This is a genomic window from Enterobacter sp. I4 (assembly GCF_022669095.1).
Lineage (GTDB): Bacteria > Pseudomonadota > Gammaproteobacteria > Enterobacterales > Enterobacteriaceae > Enterobacter > Enterobacter pasteurii.
Genome location: NZ_JALBUO010000001.1, coordinates 17,243 through 34,595, shown reverse-complemented (window position 1 = coordinate 34,595; position 17,353 = coordinate 17,243). Strand labels below are relative to the sequence as shown.

Below are 17,353 nucleotides of genomic sequence, written 5' to 3'. Positions count from 1 at the left end.
GGAAACCTCCACTCAGAACTTGTAACCACGATGCAGCGCGACGACACCCGCCGTCATATTGAAGTACTCCACGTTTTCAAATTCTGCATCCTGCATCATCGCTTTCAGCGTGTCCTGATCCGGGTGCATTCGGATGGATTCAGCCAGATAACGGTAACTTTCGGCATCGTTCGCCACCAGCTCGCCAATGCGTGGCAGAACGTGGAAGGAATACGCATCGTAGGCTTTGCTCAGCGGGTCGATAATCGGTTTGGAGAACTCGAGCACCAGCAGGCGTCCACCCGGCTTCAGCACGCGGTACATAGAGCGCAGCGCTTTATCTTTATCGGTCACGTTACGCAGCCCGAAAGAGATGGTGATGCAGTCAAAGGTATTGTCCGGGAAGGGCAGCGCTTCGGCGTTGGCCTGAACGTATTCAACATTGCCTACCACGCCGATGTTGCGCAGCTTCTCGCGTCCCATTTTCAGCATGGAGTCGTTGATATCGGCCAGCACCACACGACCGGTTTCACCTACCAGGCGGGAAAATTTTGCGGTGAGATCGCCCGTTCCTCCGGCTAAATCCAGCACCGTTTGTCCACGGCGTACGCCGCTGCAATCAATGGTGAAGCGTTTCCACAAGCGATGAATGCCGAATGACATCAAATCATTCATCACATCGTACTTCGCCGCCACGGAATGAAATACGTGGGCCACCATGTCAGCTTTCTGCGCTTTGGCGACAGTCTGAAAGCCAAAGTGCGTCGTGTCTTGTGAATCGTCAACCATCTCAGAGCCTGCTAATCAGTCAAATGTTCGTGAAGTGTAACAGATTGGGCGCATTTGCCCTACGTTTCAACCACCGCGAAAGAAACGCGTCGGCTGCGCTTCTGGTGATAAACTCGCCGCTAAATCGTTGTCTTCATTGCGGGTATTTTGCTCAGCGTCGCCTTCGCGCAGGCGGAACTCTTCGTCCTGCGCGGTCGCCTGCTCCACCAGATCCGGATTAATCTCGCGTTTAACCTCCACCCCAAGGCTGCGAAACGCCTCCGCCTGCGCCAGCAAATTGCCGCGCCCGGAGGAGAGTTTTTTCATCGCCTGACGGTAATTATCCTGCGCCCGATCCAGGCTTTGCCCCACCGAGGACATATCGTCCACAAACAGCCGCATTTTGTCGTACAGCTTGCTGGCGCGATCGGCAATCTGCTGCGCGTTACGGCTCTGGTGTTCATAGCGCCACAGGTTGGCAATGGTGCGTAATGCCACCAGCAGCGTGGTGGGGCTGACCAGCATAATGTTATTTTTCAGCGCTTCGGTTATCAGTTCGGGCTGTCTGTCCAGCGCCAGCAGAAAGGCCGGCTCAACCGGAATAAACATCAGCACGTAATCCAGCGATCGCAGCCCCGGCAACTGCTGATAGTCTTTTCTGCCAAGCTGACGAATATGGTTACGCACGGAGGCGATATGCTCCTGCAACGCTGATTCTCGGGTGTAGTCATCCTCGGCGTTGAAGTAGCGTTCATAGGCCACCAGCGTCATTTTCGCGTCGATGACCACATCTTTGCCCTGCGGCAGACGCACAATCACGTCCGGCTGCATTCGCGAGCGCGCGTCAGTCTCGATGCTGACCTGCGTCTCATATTCGTATCCCTCGCGCAGGCCAGAGGCTTCCAGCACGCGGGTTAATACGACTTCGCCCCAGTTCCCCTGCGCTTTGTTATCGCCTTTGAGGGCGCGCGTCAGGTTAACCGCCTCTTGCGCCATCTGGGCATTCAGCTGCTGGAGATTGCGAATTTCATGCGCCAGCGTGTGGCGCTCGCGTGCCTCCTGGCCGAAGCTGTCCTGCACCTGGCGGCGAAAGCCGTCCAGCTGTTCGCGCAGCGGCGTCAGCAGGCTGTTCAGGCTCTGGCGGTTCTGTTCATCCACGCGGCGGTTGCTGTGTTCAAAAATACGGTTCGCGAGGTTCTCAAACTGCTCGCTAAGGCGCTGCTCGCTGTTGATCATCTGGCGGATTTTGTCTTCGGCGTGCAGCTGGGTGGATTCGAGGCGGGTGGTTACTTCGCGAAGATCGGCCTCCAGCGAGGTGTTGATATCACGCAGGTTACGCAGTTCGTTATTGAGCAGTTCGCACTCGTCGCGCCAGTGGTCGCTCAGCGCAAGCTGCTGTTTCGTCGCGCTGAGTTCAGCCACGATCTCTTCGCGCTCTGCCAGCTGTTCGGCTTTCTGCTGCGCGTGCTGGTAGCTGGAAATGAGCCAGCCAATCCCCACGCTCGCCAGCGCCACTACCGCATAAATCAGGATTGAGATATCCACAATGCCCCCTGCATCCACGTATAACCCGCACAAAATAGAATTGTGCTGTATAAACGTCCAGTTTGAAAGGGTTTTCCTGCGAGGCGCTACGCAAAAAATAAAGGCCGAACGCGTCGGCCTTTTATCTCAGACGAGAGGATTAGAGGAGACGGCGAGCCGCTTCAACCACGATTTTCACCGCATGACTTTCGGTCTGCTTCATGGTTTCGGCGTTCGGGATCTCCTGCTGGGTACGGTTGACGATCACGCCCGCCACCATACCGGCACGCAGACCCTGGCTTGCGCACATGGTCAGCAGCGTTGCAGATTCCATTTCATAGTTCATCACGCCCATGGACTGCCACTCTTCCATTGAGCCTTTGAAACGGCTCACCACGCGGCCAGAGAAGGTGTCGTAACGCTCCTGGCCCGGATAGAAGGTGTCGGAGGATGCCGTGACGCCCACGTGAGTGGTGGCACCCACGGATTTCGCCGCTTCAACCAGCGCGGTGGTGCATTCGAAATCAGCCACTGCCGGGAACTCCATTGGCGCAAAGTGCAGGCTTGCCCCGTCCAGACGGACGGATGCCGTCGTCACCAGCACGTCGCCCACGTTGATGTGCGGCTGAATGGCGCCAGTGGTGCCAATACGCAGGAAAGTACGAATGCCCAGCTGCGCCAGCTCTTCAACGGCGATAGAGGTAGACGGGCCACCAATACCGGTAGAGCACACGATCACCGCTTTACCGTCCAGCTCCGCGCGCCAGGTGGTGAATTCGCGATGGGCTGCCAGCTTAACCGGCTTATCCATCAGCGCGGCGATCTTTTCCACACGCTCAGGATCGCCGGGGACGATAGCAAGCGTAGCCCCTTGTAAATCGTTTTTAGTGAGGCCGAGATGAAAAACATCAGACTTAGACATAGGTGACTCCTCTGTGGGTCGGTTAGTCAGAAGAAGTAAAACGGTACTTTACAGAAGCAACACGCATCATTTCGTGACACACCTCACCATGAATGAAAATGGTTGCAGTTAATTTCCACAAAATAGTGATTTACATCACATTAACAAGTTATAACGTAGGGTGCTGCACAAAAGATAGACGCTATGAGGCACTGTGGGTTGTTAACCTGGTGTCTATATTTATCTTTGCGCTAATCCATTCATTGGTACGGAGAATGCCATGACTGAAAAAACCGGTTTTGCACCTGCTGCTGCCCCGCATGCTTCAACCATCGTCTCAACCCCTGAAGAGGCTATTACCGCGGGCGAGACCTCCATTCCCTCGCAGGGAGAGAACATGCCGGCGTACCACGCGCGGCCAAAATCCGCCGAGGGCCCGCTGCCCATCGTGATTGTGGTTCAGGAAATATTTGGCGTTCATGAACATATTCGCGACCTCTGCCGCCGTCTGGCGCTGGAGGGCTATCTGGCCGTTGCGCCAGAGCTCTATTTCCGTCAGGGCGATCCGAACGATTACAGCGACATCCCGACGCTGTTCAGCAACCTGGTCAGCAAAGTGCCGGATGCGCAGGTGCTGGCCGATCTGGATCATGTTGCCAACTGGGCGGCGCGCAACGGCGGTGATGCGCATCGACTGATGATAACGGGTTTCTGCTGGGGTGGACGTATTAGCTGGCTGTATGCCGCGCATAATCCACAGCTCAAAGCCGCCGTCGCCTGGTACGGCAAACTGGTGGGGGAAAAGACCCTGAACTCACCGAAATATCCGGTGGATATCGCCACGGATTTAAATGCACCGGTATTAGGCCTGTATGGTGGCCAGGATACGGGGATCCCGCTTGATACCGTCGAGACCATGCGCCATGCCCTACGCGCGGCGAATGCGAAGGCGGAGATTGTGGTGTATCCGGATGCCGGACACGCGTTTAACGCCGACTATCGTCCGAGCTATCACGCCGAATCCGCGAAAGATGGCTGGCAGAGAATGCTGGCGTGGTTCAGCCAGTACGGCGGAAAGAAAGCGTAAAGCAGAAGCCCGGCGGCGGCTACGCCTTACCGGGCTATAGATATGACTAATGACTTAACCCTGACGCAAGTTCTGCGCCGCCTTCACCATGTTCGCCAGCGCCGCGCGCGTCTCCGGCCAGCCGCGGGTTTTCAGGCCGCAGTCCGGGTTCACCCACAGGCGTTCCGCGGGGATGCGCTGGGCCGCTTTTTGCAGCAGGGCTTCAATCCACTCCACGCTCGGCACGTTCGGGGAGTGAATGTCATACACGCCCGGCCCTATTTCATTCGGGTAGTCGAACTCTTCAAACGACTCCAGCAGTTCCATGTCTGAACGCGAGGTCTCGATGGTAATAACGTCGGCATCCAGCGCGGCAATCGAATCCATGATGTCGTTAAATTCGCAGTAGCACATGTGGGTGTGGATCTGCGTGTCGTCCTTAGCGACGGCGGCGCTGATGCGGAACGCTTCCACGCCCCACCGTAAATAGGCATCCCAGTCGCTGCGGCGCAGCGGCAGACCTTCGCGCAGCGCCGGCTCGTCGATCTGAATGATGCCAATGCCCGCCGCCTCCAGATCCGCTACTTCATCCCGCAGCGCCAGCGCTATCTGTTTGGCGATGGTTTCGCGGGTCACGTCTTCGCGCGGGAAGGACCAGCAGAGGATCGTCACCGGCCCGGTCAGCATGCCTTTTACCGGCCTGTCGGTCAGCGACTGGGCATACTTCGCCCACTCAACCGTGATCGCTTCGGGGCGGCTGACGTCGCCAATAACCACCGGCGGCTTCACGCAGCGGGATCCGTAGCTCTGCACCCAGCCGTTCTGGGTAAAGACGAAGCCGTCCAGGTGTTCACCAAAGTATTCCACCATGTCGTTACGCTCGGCCTCGCCGTGTACCAGCACGTCCAGCCCGAGGCGTTCCTGCTCGACGATCGCCTGCTTGATGTGTTCGGCGATACCGGTGCGGTAGTGGTTCGCATCAAGGTTGCCCTTTTTGAAGTCCAGGCGCAGGCTGCGGATCTCCGTCGTTTGCGGGAAGGAGCCGATGGTCGTGGTCGGCCACGCGGGCAGGTTGAAGCGGGCGCGCTGGGCTTCGGCGCGCACTTCATAGGGGCTTTGACGCTGGCTGTCCTGGCCGGTGATGGCCGCCAGACGTTTCTCCACCGCCGGGTTATGCACGCGCGCCGAGTGGCGACGTGCCTGGATCGGTGCGCTCCAGTCGGCAATCGCCGCCGTATCGCCGCTGTTCAGCGCGTCGCGCAGCAGGGCCAGCTCTTCACATTTTTGCAGGGCGAAGGCAAACCAGCTTTTTACCTCGGCATCCAGGCGGGTCTCTACGCTCAGGTCGATCGGGCTGTGCAGCAGGGAACAGGACGAGGCCACCCACAGCTCACGTTTGCCGACGATATCTTTGATTTGCGCATATTTCTCCGTCAGATCGGCGCGCCAGACGTTACGGCCGCTAATCAGGCCAGCGGAGAGCAGCCAGTCTGCGGGCAGTCGCTTGTGCAGTTCCGAGACATCGTCTTTACCGTGTACGAGGTCAACGTGTAGGCCCTGCACCGGCAATCTGGCGATGGTGCCGAGGTTCGGCGTCACGCCCTCGAAATAGGTGGTCAGCAGCAGCTTCACCTGCCCTGTGAGCGCGTCATACGCCGGCCTGAAGGCGTCGAGCCAAACCTGGGGCAGCTCGAGCACCAGCGCCGGCTCGTCGATTTGCACCCACTGAATGCCGCGTTTGCCCAGCTCAATCAGCACCTGTTTGTAGACCGGCAGAATGTCCTTCAGCAGGCTCAGACGATCGAACTGCTCGCCTTTCACTTTACCCAGCCACAGGTACGTTACCGGCCCCAGCAGCACCGGTTTTACCTGGTGGCCCAGCGCCAGCGCTTCGTCCACTTCATCCAGAAGCTGGGTCCAGGTCAGCCTGAACTGCTGGCCTTTTACAAACTCCGGCACCATATAGTGATAGTTGGTGTTAAACCATTTGGTCATTTCCGCCGCCGCCGCTGGCTCACCCGTTGGCGCACGGCCACGGCCAATGCGGAACAGGGTATCGATATCTACCGATCCATCGTTGTTCTGATGACGAGCCGGCACGTTGCCAAGCAGCAGGCTGGTCGTCAGAACATGGTCGTACCAGGCAAAATCGCCCACCGGCAGCAGGTCAATGCCCGCCTGCTTTTGCTGCTCCCAGTGACGAGCACGAAGCTCACGCCCCACCGCCAGCAGTTCTTCACGGGTGGCATTACCCGCCCAGTAGCTTTCTTGCGCTTTTTTCAGCTCGCGACGCAGGCCAACGCGAGGGAAACCGAGAGTGTGATTGCGGATTGTCATGGCATACCCCTTGTAGAAATTCGTTATTTAGACGTCCAGATGTTTACACTTCTATAATTGGCAGGTACTGTATATTCCTCAAGCGCAAAATGTTCATGGCGAAGTGAAGGACTTTCATGATCGAGATTAAACACCTGAAAACGCTACAAGCGTTGCGGAACTGCGGTTCTCTTGCGGCGGCAGCGGCCACGCTGCACCAGACCCAGTCTGCCCTTTCGCACCAGTTCAGCGATCTGGAACAACGCCTCGGCTTCCGTCTTTTCGTGCGTAAGAGCCAGCCGCTGCGCTTTACGCCGCAGGGCGAAATTCTGCTTCAGCTGGCTAACCAGGTACTGCCGCAAATTGCCAGCGCGCTGCAGTCCTGCAACGAGCCGCAGCAGACCACGCTGCGCATCGCCATTGAGTGTCACAGCTGTATTCAGTGGCTGACCCCCGCGCTTGAGAACTTCCGCCAGAAGTGGCCGCAGGTGGAGATGGACTTCAAATCCGGCGTCACGTTTGATCCGCAGCCGTCGCTCCAGCAGGGCGAGCTGGATCTGGTGATGACCTCGGACATTCTGCCGCGCAGCGGCCTGCACTATTCGCCGATGTTTGATTTTGAGGTGCGTCTGGTGCTGGCGCCGGATCACCCGCTGGCCGCCAAAACGCGCATTACGCCGGAAGATCTTGCCAGCGAAACGCTGCTGATTTACCCGGTGCAGCGCAGTCGCCTGGATATCTGGCGTCACTTCCTGCAGCCCGCTGGCATTAGCCCACAGCTGAAAAGCGTGGACAATACCCTGCTGCTGATCCAGATGGTGGCGGCCAGAATGGGGATCGCGGCGCTGCCGCACTGGGTGGTCGAGACCGTTGAACGGCAGGGTCTTGTCGTGACCAAAACCCTGGGTGAAGGACTGTGGAGCCGGCTGTACGCCGCCGTGCGCGACGGCGAGCAGCGTCAGCCGATTACGGAAGCGTTTATTCGCTCAGCGCGGAACCACGCGTGCGACCATCTTCCATTTGTGCGGAGCGCGGAGCGACCCAGCGGCGATGTACCCACAGCGAAGCCAGGATCACCGTTCCCCCAATAAGGAAGCTCGGCCAGTGCGGCTGTTCCTGCCAGATGGCGAGGTTCACCAGCAGCCCCGCCGGCACGTGCACGTTGTTCATGATCCCAAGCGTACCGGCGTCTACCTGCGTAGCGCCGTAGTTCCACATGAAATATCCCAGCCCTGACGCCACCACGCCCAGCCAGACCAGCACTCCCCACTGCACGGAGGTAGTCGGCAGCTTTTGCGGGTTGCCGAGCAGAAACCACGCCGCCACCGCGACGATCGCCGCGCCCGTATAGAACCACGCAAACGCGTTGTGCTGTGGCATCGGGCGGGTTTCCATCAGGCGCTTGTAGCCCACCATACCGATGGCGAAGCTGATATTGGCGAGCTGGACGAACATCAGCCCGGTCCAGAAGTGATCGCTCACCTTGTCGTAGCGAATGATCGCCGCGCCAACCACCGCCAGCGCGGCGCTCAGCAGATATCCCCAGCGCAGGCGGCGCTTGCTCAGCAGATCGTAAATCAGCGTGATATAGAGCGGCGTAAGCACGGTAAAGAGCAGAAACTCCGAGACGGACAGGTAAACGTAAGCCCTGAAGCTGAAGAGGTACATGATGCCGAGCTGCATCGCGCCCACCAGCATGTACAGCAGAATGGTTTTCAGCGTTTGCCCGCGGGTGCGCAGGAACGGCAGAAACACCAGCGCCGCCAGCCCTACGCGCATCAGCACCGAGAAGTAGCTGTCGACCGATCCGGCAAGGTATTCGCCAATCAGGCTAAAGGAGAAGGCCCACAGGATAGTGGTGATAATGAGTAGCGCCACAATGCTTGTCTCTGAGAAAGAAGGAGAGGCATTGTAGCGAACTCTTTAGTTGACATCTGAACAATAAATAACCGAATGAAGATTATTCAAGGAACAGCTTGCGCAGGTATTTTGGTACCGCGTTGTCGCCGTTGGTGCCGATGACCTCCAGCTCCGGGTGCAGATCCTTCAGGCGCTGGTGCGCGTTCTGCATGATGCAGCCTTTGCCCGCCATAGAGAGCATCTCGGCATCGTTCATGCCGTCGCCAAAGGCGATGCAGTCTTTCAGATCAAAGCCCAGGCGTTTTGCTACCGCTTCCAGCGCATGGCCTTTGGACACCCCGCCCGCCATCACTTCCAGACAGGTCAGCGTGGAGAAGCTCACGTTTACGCGGTCGCCCCAGCGCGCGTTAATCGCCTGCTCCAGCGGCAGCAGGGCTTCGTGGCTTTCACAGGTAAAGAACACCTTGCTGATCCCTTCAGGATCCAGCAAACCCGGCTCATACAGGGAATAGCTGAACACCGCTTCCTTGAAGAAGCGCATTTCGTCCGGACGATGACGGTTCATAAACCATTCGTCGTCGCGGTAAACGTTGGTAACGATATCCGGGTTGTTATGCACCACGCCAAACAGATCGGTGGCAATATCGCGATCCAGGTTGTGGGTGAAAATCAGGTTGCCGTCCGTGTCATGCACGCGCGCACCGTTGGAGGTGATCATGTACGACCTGATCTCCAGGTTATCGCGGATCTGCCCCACGTCCACGTGGTGGCGGCCCGTGGCGAACACAAAGTTCACGCCGCGGGCAGTCAGGAGTTTTAAGGTCTCTTTCGCGTAAGGCGACAGGGTGTGGTCGGGAGAAAGCAGCGTGCCATCTAAATCAGATGCAACAACCTGGTACATAGGGATTTAAACCTCTGGTAAAAACAAGAATCAGTTATGCCTGTTGAAAAATTCAACAATGGCGTTGAGCGCGACTGAGCGCATAGCGTCCTTTTCAAAAAGGATCTCATGGTACGCGCCGTTGATGACCAGCGGTTTACCCCCTTCACAGGGGTGGCCCGCGGCGGCGCGCAGTTCACAATAGCGGTCGTGCATGCGGTTATCTACCACACGCTCTTCTTCTGCCTGAATCAGGAGCGTCGGCGTGTCATCATCGCCAACGCCAGCCAGCACCTGCTCACCGGCATGAATACCTTCCCGCACCCAGTGCCAGGTGGGGCCGCCAACGCGCAGGCGCGGCTCGTCGGCATAGAAGCGCAGGTTGCGGCGATAACGCTGCCGGCTGTGGGTTAAGACGTTGATGGCAAACGGCAAAGCCCGCCAGCGCCCCGTTCCGATGGCGTAACCTTCGCGAATGCGCTGATGGCCCTCAGCCCAGTCGAGAAGATGGCGCACCATCCAGTCCGGAAAACGTATCACGATGCCATACATCGGCGCGGTAAGCGCAATGGCATCGCACTGGTGATCGTAGCGCTGCAAAAAGAGCGTAGAAATGGCGCCGCCCATGGAGTGCGCCAGAATATAGCGCTTGCGCCACGGGCCGGGCTGCACTTCCTGCTGCCAGAAGGCGGCCAGATCGTCGACGTAATCGCTGAAGTTATCCACGTGGCCGCGATGGGTATCCGGCAACATCCGGCCGGAGAGTCCCTGCCCGCGATGGTCGATAATTAACACGTCAAAACCCAGATGGAACAGGTCATACGCCAGCTCGGCATATTTGATGTAGCTTTCGATACGCCCGGGGCAGACCACAATCACCCGGTCATTTTTTTCATCACGGAAACGAACGAAGCGTACCGGGATATCCCCGACGCCCGTAAACTCATCTTCCTCACGCTGGCGCCAGAAATCGGTCAGCGGCCCCATGGAGAAAGCAGCAAATGCGTTTTCTCGCGTTTCCCAGTCCTTTTTCTGCTGCAACATCGGGTTTCCACCCCCCGTTTTCAGGGAATATTGTTTTTTTCGTCACCGGTCACAAAATGACTTAACAATAGCGTATTGTGGCATAAAAACAGACGTTCCGGGAGCTTCAAATGACCTTCGAGTGGTGGTTCGCTTACCTGCTGACATCCATCATCCTCAGCCTTTCACCTGGCTCTGGCGCAATTAACACCATGACCACCTCCATCAACCATGGCTATCGCGGTGCGGTGGCGTCGATTGCCGGCTTACAGACCGGGCTCGGCATTCACATTGTGCTGGTGGGGATTGGCCTGGGTACGCTGTTCTCCCGTTCGGTACTGGCCTTTGAGGTGCTGAAATGGGCCGGTGCGGCGTATCTGATTTGGCTCGGTATTCAGCAGTGGCGGGCGGCAGGCTCGATTGACCTGAACACGCTCTCCCGGACGCAAACCCGCGGGCACCTGTTTAAGCGCGCGGTATTCGTTAATCTGACCAATCCGAAAAGCATTGTGTTCCTTGCCGCCCTGTTTCCGCAGTTCATCGTGCCGCATCAGCCCCAGGTGATGCAGTACGTGGTGCTGGGCGCGACCACTATCATTGTCGACATCATCGTGATGATTGGTTACGCAACGCTGGCGCAGCGAATTGCGGCGTGGATCAAAGGGCCTAAGCAGATGAAGGCCCTGAATAAAGTCTTTGGTTCGCTGTTTATGCTGGTTGGCGCGCTGCTTGCGTCAGCGCGTCATGCTTAGCGAGAGAGGATAAGATGAATGCCGAAGCCGGCGAACAGCGCGCCGGCAAAGCCGTCGATCCACTTAGCGATGCGCTGGTAGCCGCGGCGCATCGCCGGTAAGGCGAACAGGCTGGCAACGATAGTGAACCAGGCAAACGTCTCAACAACGATCAGCAGGAATATCCCCCAGCGTGCGCCTGCGCCGACGCTGTCGCCGACAAACAGCGAGAACACAGAGCCGAAGTAGATGATCGCTTTCGGGTTCGCCAGGTTGGTCAGCAGCCCTTTCACAAAGCTACGGCCTCCGGTGGCCAGCTCTACCTTTGGCGCTTCCGGTTTTTTCGCTTCTTTCTTTAAGGCCCCGCGCAGCATCTGGTAGCCCATCCAGCACAGGTACAGACCGCCACCGACCATGATGATGTTATGCAGCCACGCCATCTTCGCCAGGATCAGGTTCAGACCGAGCAGCGCAACCGCTGCCCAGACCATGACGCCCATGGTAATACCGAGCACGCCCATCATCGCCTCTTTGCGGGAGCGGCTGACGGCCGTTTGCGACACGAAGAAAAAGTCAGGGCCAGGACTCATCAGCGCAACGATGTGCACTAACGCCACGGTGAGAAATAGCATTAACATAATTAGCTCGCGGGGAAATAATTCAGTGAGTCATCATCCTGGCACTTTTTAGCCCGGCTGACTACTCCTCATCATCACCATCAGCGTGGGAACGGATAAGCGCCATAAACTCTTTACCAAAGCGCTCCAGCTTACGCGTGCCGACGCCGTTGACGCTGAGCATCTCGCTGGCGCTGAGGGGCATCTGTTCGGCCATCTCAATCAGCGTCGCGTCGTTGAACACCACGTATGGCGGGATGTTCTCTTCATCAGCTATGGCTTTACGCAGCTTGCGCAGCTTGGCGAACAGCTTGCGGTCGTAGTTGCCGCCGTAGGATTTCTGCATCACGCGCGGCTTCAGGGCGATGACGCGCGGAACGGCGAGCTTCAGTTCAACTTCACCGCGCAGGACCGGTCGCGCGGCTTCGGTTAGCTGAAGCGCAGAGTGCTGGGCAATGTTTTGCGTGGCAAAGCCGAGGTGGATCAGCTGGCGGATGATACTCACCCAGTGCTCGTGGCTCTGGTCTTTACCGATGCCGTAAACCGGCAGCTTGTCGTGGCCCATGTCGCGGATACGCTGGTTGTTGGCACCGCGCAGCACTTCTACCACGTAGCCCATCCCGAAGCGCTGGTTCACGCGTCCGATAGTCGAGAGCGCTTTACGCGCGTCCATCAGGCCGTCGTACTGCTTCGGCGGGTCAAGGCAGATATCACAGTTGCCGCACGGCTCCTGGCGCCCTTCCCCAAAGTAGTTGAGCAGCACCAGGCGGCGGCAGGTCTGCGCTTCGGCAAACGCGCCCATCGCGTTGAGCTTGTGGCGCTCGATATCCTGCAATTGACCCTGCGGTTTCTCTTCCAGGCAGCGGCGCAGCCACGCCATGTCGGCCGGATCGTAAAACAGCATCGCTTCCGCAGGCAGGCCGTCGCGCCCCGCGCGGCCGGTTTCCTGATAGTAAGATTCGATGTTGCGCGGGATGTCGAAATGCACCACGAAGCGGACGTTGGGCTTGTTGATACCCATGCCGAACGCCACCGTCGCCACCACGATTTGCAAATCGTCGCGCTGGAATTTCTCCTGCACGTCGGCGCGGATGTGGTTCTCCAGCCCGGCGTGATAGGCCGCGGCGCTAAAGCCGCGGTTTTGCAGACGCGCGGCGGTGTCTTCCACCTTCGCGCGGCTGTTGCAGTAGATGATGCCGGACTTGCCGCGCTGCTCCTGCACGTAGCGTAAGAGCTGGTCCAGCGGCTTGAATTTTTCCATCAGCATGTAGCGGATGTTCGGGCGGTCGAAGCTGCTGACCTGAATGTAGGGGTCGTTCAGCCCCAGCAGGCGAACGATATCCAGACGCGTGGTGTCATCCGCCGTGGCGGTAAGCGCCATAAACGGCAGCTCAGGGAAGCGCTGACGCAGCTGGCCGAGAGCGGCATATTCGGGGCGGAAGTCATGCCCCCACTGTGAGATACAGTGCGCTTCATCCACCGCCAGCAGCACCGGATTCCAGTGCGCCAGGTGATCGAGGAAGTTGTCCAGCATCAGGCGCTCTGGCGCAATATACAGCAGGCGAACCTGCCCGGTACGGCACCCGGCCATCACCTCTTGCTGCTGCTCGCGGGTCTGGGTTGAGTTAAGACAGGCGGCAGCTACGCCGTTGGCGAGCAGCTGGTCGACCTGGTCTTTCATCAGGGAAATAAGCGGGGATACCACGACCGTCAGGCCGTTAAGCACCAGCGCGGGCACCTGATAGCAGAGCGATTTCCCGCCGCCGGTCGGCATCACCACCAGGCAATCGCGCCCTTCCAGCACGGTTTCAATGATGGTTTCCTGGCCAGGGCGGAACTGCTGATAGCCAAAGGTTTCATGCAAAACCTGTTTAGCCAGCGATTCCTGATTCAATACTTCCGCCTGCGCCACGTTAACCCCATATGCCAGAAATGAAACAGGCGCTATTTTCAGCGCCTGAGAGAGAAACTTCAACGTTTAACGAAAAAACATTCGAGCAGCTTAGAAAATATCGTTCAGCATCACGCCCACGCCGACGCGGGTCTGGTTGAAGTTATAGTCGATCAGCGATTCGCCGTAGCCGCTATATACCTGAGTATAAAGGCGTACGTGTTTCGTTACCGGGTAGCTCAGGCCCAGCTCAGCGCCGCCGTATCCGGTATTCCAGTTGTACTGACCTTTGGCGCTCAGCACCGCGTCACCCAGCTGATAGCCCACCTTAAGCTGGTAGTAACCCATGTATTTGGTGATATCCGGGTTGTCATCGGTATCGCCCACCACATACCACGGCTTCACTTCCACCATGAAATTGCCGTTCTGCGCCATCAGACGCGTATAGGCGCGGTTCCAGCTGCGTGAGGTTGGGTCGGAACGACCGTTGGAATCATGGTTGAAGCCCACCTCAACGTCGCGCAGCGTCCAGCCTGCAAACTCATAATCGGTGGCGAAACCGAGGAACAGCTGCGGTTCATAGTTGGTTTCGCGGAACGGTGAAGATTCGCCGCTGTTGGAGAGCTGCCACCAGGACTTCTGGGTGTACGACGCGCCAAGCACCGAGTTAGGCCCTAAAATCCCACGCCAGAACGGGAAGGCGAGGCTGAGCTGGAACTTCACCTCATCTTTACGCGCATTATCAGACCAGTTATAGGAGCTTATCGCCTCTTTGTTGAGATCGCTGGTCTGGGTGTAAATCACGTAGTTCGTGTCGTAAGGGTAAAGCGTGAACGGATTGTCATGCTCCTGAAGCATATTGGCGATGATGCTGCCCTGAACGGCAGGCTTATCATGCACCTCTTTGATCGTCGCTTCCTGCGCATATGCTGTGAGGGGCAGCGCAACCGCCGCCAGTAACCAACCCAGATACGTCCGCATCGGTGGTGTTCTCCTGAAATGGTGACATTTAATGAATAGTTTTGTCCGGGCATTCTACAGACTTCTGCGATAACTTCCGCTACCTCGTTTCTTAAAGTGGCATTCCTTAATCCTGAAGCATAAAATCAACATTTTGTTAACAACAAGGATGCCGCGTCTCATGTCAGCCACGCTAACTGCCGAAGAAACCTTAAAACTCGTGGGCGAGATTTTTGTGTACCACATGCCGTTCAACCGAGCGCTCGGTCTTGAGCTGGAGCGATACGAAAAAGACTTTGCCCAGCTGAGCTTCAATAACCAGCCAATGATGGTGGGTAACTGGGCGCAAAGCATTTTACACGGCGGCGTTATTGCCTCTGCGCTGGACGTGGCGGCAGGGCTGGTCTGCGTGGGCAGCACGCTGACGCGCCACGATACCATCAACGAAGATGAGCTGCGCCAGCGCCTTTCACGCATGGGCACCATCGATTTACGCGTCGACTACCTGCGTCCGGGGCGTGGAAATCGCTTTACCTGCACCAGCAGCCTGCTGCGCGCCGGGAATAAAGTCGCCGTTGCCCGCGTTGAGCTGCATAACGAAGAGCAGGTTTATATCGCCAGCGCAACCGCCACTTATATGGTGGGTTGAGGCGGCAAAATCGGGTAAAATTACTTCACTTTTTTGTAACGGATTTTCCCGATGGATGCTAAACAGACGCGGCAGGGCGTTTTACTCGCCCTTGCCGCTTATTTTATTTGGGGTATTGCACCAGCGTACTTCAAGCTTATCGCCTATGTACCGGCGGACGAGATCCTCACCCACCGCGTCATCTGGTCGTTTTTCTTTATGATCGCGCTGATGAGCATTAGCCGCCAGTGGTCAGGCGTCAAAACGCTGCTCAAAACCCCGAAGAAGGTGTTCCTGCTTGCGCTCTCCGCGGTGCTGATTGGCGGAAACTGGCTGCTGTTTATCTGGGCGGTAAATAACCACCACATGCTCGAAGCGAGCCTTGGCTACTTTATTAATCCACTGGTGAATATTTTGCTGGGGATGATTTTCCTCGGCGAGCGGTTCCGCCGCATGCAGTGGGTGGCCGTGATTCTGGCCTTCTGCGGCGTGCTGGTGCAGCTATGGACCTTCGGCTCGCTGCCGGTTATCGCCCTGGGGCTGGCATTCAGCTTTGCGTTTTACGGCCTGGTGCGTAAGAAAATTGCCGTAGAAGCGCAGACGGGAATGCTGTTTGAAACCCTGTGGCTGCTGCCGGTTGCCGCGATCTACCTGTTTGGCATTGCCGACAGCGCGACGAGCCACATGGGCAGCAACCCGTGGTCGTTGAACCTGATGCTGATGGCCGCAGGCGTGGTCACGACGATCCCCCTACTGTGCTTCACCGGCGCGGCAACGCGTCTTCGCCTCTCCACGCTGGGCTTCTTCCAGTACATTGGCCCGACGCTAATGTTCCTGCTGGCAGTGGTGTTTTACGGCGAAGTGCCGGGGGCAGATAAGATGGTCACGTTCGCGTTTATCTGGGTGGCGCTGGCGATATTTGTCGCCGATGCGATTTATACCCAGCGCCGGGTGCGTAAAGGGTTGTAATGCTGCCTCACCCTAACCCTCTCCCACCGGGAGAGGGAGTTCGCCTGGATCTTACAGCCAGTTCTTCCGCTTGAAGTACAGATACGGCGCCAACCCCGCGAGGATCATAAAGATAATCGCCCCCGGGTAGCCAAAGCTCCACTTCAGCTCCGGCATAAACTCAAAGTTCATCCCATAGCTGGATGCCACCAGCGTCGGCGGCAGGAACACCACGGATACCACCGAGAAGATCTTGATAATGCGGTTCTGCTCGATGTTGATAAAGCCCATCGCCGCCTGCATCAGGAAGTTCACCTTCTGGAACAGGGATTCGTTGTGCGGCAGCAGGGATTCGATATCGCGTAAGATCTCACGCGCCTGCTCCAGCTGGCCGCCCGGCAGACGCGCCTTGCGCACCAGGAAGTTCAGCGCGCGCTGGGTATCCATCAGACACAGGCGCACCTTCCAGCCGATATCTTCCAGCTCCGCCAGCGTGGACAACGCTTCGTCGTACTCATCGCCCTGATGGCCTTCCATGATCACCCGACTCAGCTTTTCCAGATCGCTGTAGATGTTTTCAATTTCATCCGCCAGCTGTTCGATTTTGGTTTCAAACAGGTCCAGCAGCAGCTCGTAGGCGTTACCGTCCATCATCGCCTGGCTACGGGCGCGCATGCGGTAGAGACGAAACGCAGGCAGTTCGCGCTCGCGCAGGGTAAACAGGCGGCCATCACGGATGGTGAACGCCACGGTGGAGTTCCCCGCGTGGTCTTCGGCATCTTCAAAGAAGAAGAAGGAGTGAATGTGCAGGCCGTCTTCGTCTTCAAAAAAACGGGCGGATGCTTCGATGTCTTCCAGTTCCGGGCGTGTCGCCAGGCTTTGCCCCAGTTCAGATTGTACGCGAAGGCGTTCATCGTCGTCCGGCTCGACCAGATCCACCCATACGGCATCAATGAGGGGCTGTGACTCTTCGGCTTCAAGCCGAGTCAGTCGGTTATTTTCGAGTTGAAATGCGCTCAACATGACCGGGACTCCCAATGCAAAAAATATCGGACAGTTCGGTGGGCACACAGAAACAAATTGGGTTTCAGACCATTAAACAGCCTGACTCAGCGCGACGGGAATGATGCAGTCGCTGACAACCACTAAGGCCATCAGCAAGAGGAGATAGCCTTAGGAGTTGTTCCTGGATGACAGGGAATTGAGCCAGTATCTACTGGGTGTGTCCAAGGCGAATGTCCTCTTAGCGTAATCGTGCGCG

Annotated in this window: 17 protein-coding genes; 5 read left to right on the top strand and 12 right to left on the bottom strand. The window is 57.5% G+C overall.

Annotated elements, in window-relative coordinates; genetic code table 11:
- Positions 1-12 precede the first annotated feature (12 nt).
- The 3 genes from ubiE to udp all read right to left on the bottom strand — a co-directional run bounded on the left by ubiE (position 13) and on the right by udp (position 3,193).
- Positions 13-768 (bottom strand): bifunctional demethylmenaquinone methyltransferase/2-methoxy-6-polyprenyl-1,4-benzoquinol methylase UbiE, encoded by a 756-nt coding sequence (ubiE, locus tag MOQ06_RS00180; protein ID WP_003860790.1) that lies wholly within the window; start codon positions 766-768, stop codon positions 13-15.
- A gap of 66 nt (positions 769-834) precedes the next feature.
- Positions 835-2,292, bottom strand: a complete 1,458-nt coding sequence (gene rmuC / locus MOQ06_RS00175) for a DNA recombination protein RmuC (protein WP_242169825.1) — start codon at positions 2,290-2,292, stop codon at positions 835-837.
- 139 nt (positions 2,293-2,431) lie between these two features.
- Entirely contained in the window at positions 2,432-3,193 is a 762-nt protein-coding gene (gene udp, locus MOQ06_RS00170) for a uridine phosphorylase (RefSeq protein ID WP_045417628.1), read from the bottom strand.
- 259 nt (positions 3,194-3,452) lie between these two features.
- Here udp and MOQ06_RS00165 point away from each other — a divergent pair, with 259 nt between their 5' ends.
- Positions 3,453-4,259: a dienelactone hydrolase family protein gene (locus tag MOQ06_RS00165; protein WP_176609002.1), complete on the top strand. Its 807-nt coding sequence runs from the start codon at positions 3,453-3,455 to the stop codon at positions 4,257-4,259.
- A gap of 54 nt (positions 4,260-4,313) precedes the next feature.
- On the opposite strand, the gene metE is transcribed toward MOQ06_RS00165, so the two are convergent.
- Positions 4,314-6,575, bottom strand: a complete 2,262-nt coding sequence (gene metE / locus MOQ06_RS00160; protein WP_242169822.1) for a 5-methyltetrahydropteroyltriglutamate--homocysteine S-methyltransferase — start codon at positions 6,573-6,575, stop codon at positions 4,314-4,316.
- A 116-nt stretch (positions 6,576-6,691) separates the two neighbouring features.
- Here metE and metR point away from each other — a divergent pair, with 116 nt between their 5' ends.
- Complete coding sequence (gene metR / locus MOQ06_RS00155; RefSeq protein ID WP_063868862.1) at positions 6,692-7,645, top strand: HTH-type transcriptional regulator MetR; 954 nt, start codon at positions 6,692-6,694, stop codon at positions 7,643-7,645.
- On the opposite strand, the gene MOQ06_RS00150 is transcribed toward metR, so the two are convergent.
- From MOQ06_RS00150 to pldB, 3 genes are all read right to left on the bottom strand, one after another.
- A complete protein-coding gene (locus MOQ06_RS00150) occupies positions 7,533-8,432 on the bottom strand; it encodes a carboxylate/amino acid/amine transporter (RefSeq protein ID WP_242169819.1) in 900 nt (299 codons plus the stop codon). The two genes, metR and MOQ06_RS00150, sit on opposite strands and share 113 nt — an antisense overlap.
- 82 nt (positions 8,433-8,514) lie before the next feature.
- Positions 8,515-9,315 carry a sugar/pyridoxal phosphate phosphatase YigL gene (gene yigL, locus MOQ06_RS00145; protein ID WP_148421605.1) on the bottom strand — a complete coding sequence of 267 codons (801 nt, stop codon included), beginning with the start codon at positions 9,313-9,315 and terminating at the stop codon, positions 8,515-8,517.
- 30 nt (positions 9,316-9,345) lie between these two features.
- Positions 9,346-10,338 carry a lysophospholipase L2 gene (gene pldB, locus MOQ06_RS00140; protein WP_193355347.1) on the bottom strand — a complete coding sequence of 331 codons (993 nt, stop codon included), beginning with the start codon at positions 10,336-10,338 and terminating at the stop codon, positions 9,346-9,348.
- A 110-nt stretch (positions 10,339-10,448) separates the two neighbouring features.
- On the opposite strand from pldB, the gene rhtB reads away from it, so the two are divergent.
- Positions 10,449-11,069, top strand: a complete 621-nt coding sequence (rhtB, locus tag MOQ06_RS00135; protein ID WP_148421609.1) for a homoserine/homoserine lactone efflux protein — start codon at positions 10,449-10,451, stop codon at positions 11,067-11,069.
- Here the strand turns inward: rhtB and rhtC are convergent.
- The 3 genes from rhtC to pldA all read right to left on the bottom strand — a co-directional run bounded on the left by rhtC (position 11,066) and on the right by pldA (position 14,537).
- Positions 11,066-11,686, bottom strand: coding sequence for a threonine export protein RhtC (gene rhtC, locus MOQ06_RS00130; protein WP_148421611.1), 621 nt, complete (start codon positions 11,684-11,686; stop codon positions 11,066-11,068). The genes rhtB and rhtC overlap by 4 nt on opposite strands.
- 61 nt (positions 11,687-11,747) lie before the next feature.
- Complete coding sequence (gene recQ, locus MOQ06_RS00125) at positions 11,748-13,577, bottom strand: ATP-dependent DNA helicase RecQ (protein ID WP_148421613.1); 1,830 nt, start codon at positions 13,575-13,577, stop codon at positions 11,748-11,750.
- Positions 13,578-13,667: 90 nt separating this feature from the next.
- Positions 13,668-14,537 carry a phospholipase A gene (pldA, locus tag MOQ06_RS00120; RefSeq protein ID WP_148421615.1) on the bottom strand — a complete coding sequence of 290 codons (870 nt, stop codon included), beginning with the start codon at positions 14,535-14,537 and terminating at the stop codon, positions 13,668-13,670.
- Between the two features lie 160 nt (positions 14,538-14,697).
- On the opposite strand from pldA, the gene yigI reads away from it, so the two are divergent.
- Positions 14,698-15,165, top strand: a complete 468-nt coding sequence (gene yigI, locus MOQ06_RS00115; RefSeq protein ID WP_006812366.1) for an acyl-CoA thioesterase YigI — start codon at positions 14,698-14,700, stop codon at positions 15,163-15,165.
- Positions 15,166-15,216: 51 nt separating this feature from the next.
- A complete protein-coding gene (rarD, locus tag MOQ06_RS00110) occupies positions 15,217-16,113 on the top strand; it encodes an EamA family transporter RarD (RefSeq protein WP_017694744.1) in 897 nt (298 codons plus the stop codon).
- Positions 16,114-16,164: 51 nt separating this feature from the next.
- Here rarD and corA read toward each other — a convergent pair whose 3' ends face one another.
- Together corA and ysgD are read right to left on the bottom strand one after the other, a co-directional pair.
- The gene (gene corA / locus MOQ06_RS00105; protein WP_003860807.1) at positions 16,165-17,115 is read right to left on the bottom strand and encodes a magnesium/cobalt transporter CorA; all 951 of its coding nucleotides are present in this window, start codon (positions 17,113-17,115) and stop codon (positions 16,165-16,167) included.
- Positions 17,116-17,265: 150 nt separating this feature from the next.
- The gene (gene ysgD / locus MOQ06_RS00100) at positions 17,266-17,322 is read right to left on the bottom strand and encodes a YsgD/CorL family protein (RefSeq protein ID WP_212743980.1); all 57 of its coding nucleotides are present in this window, start codon (positions 17,320-17,322) and stop codon (positions 17,266-17,268) included.
- Positions 17,323-17,353: the final 31 nt, after the last annotated feature.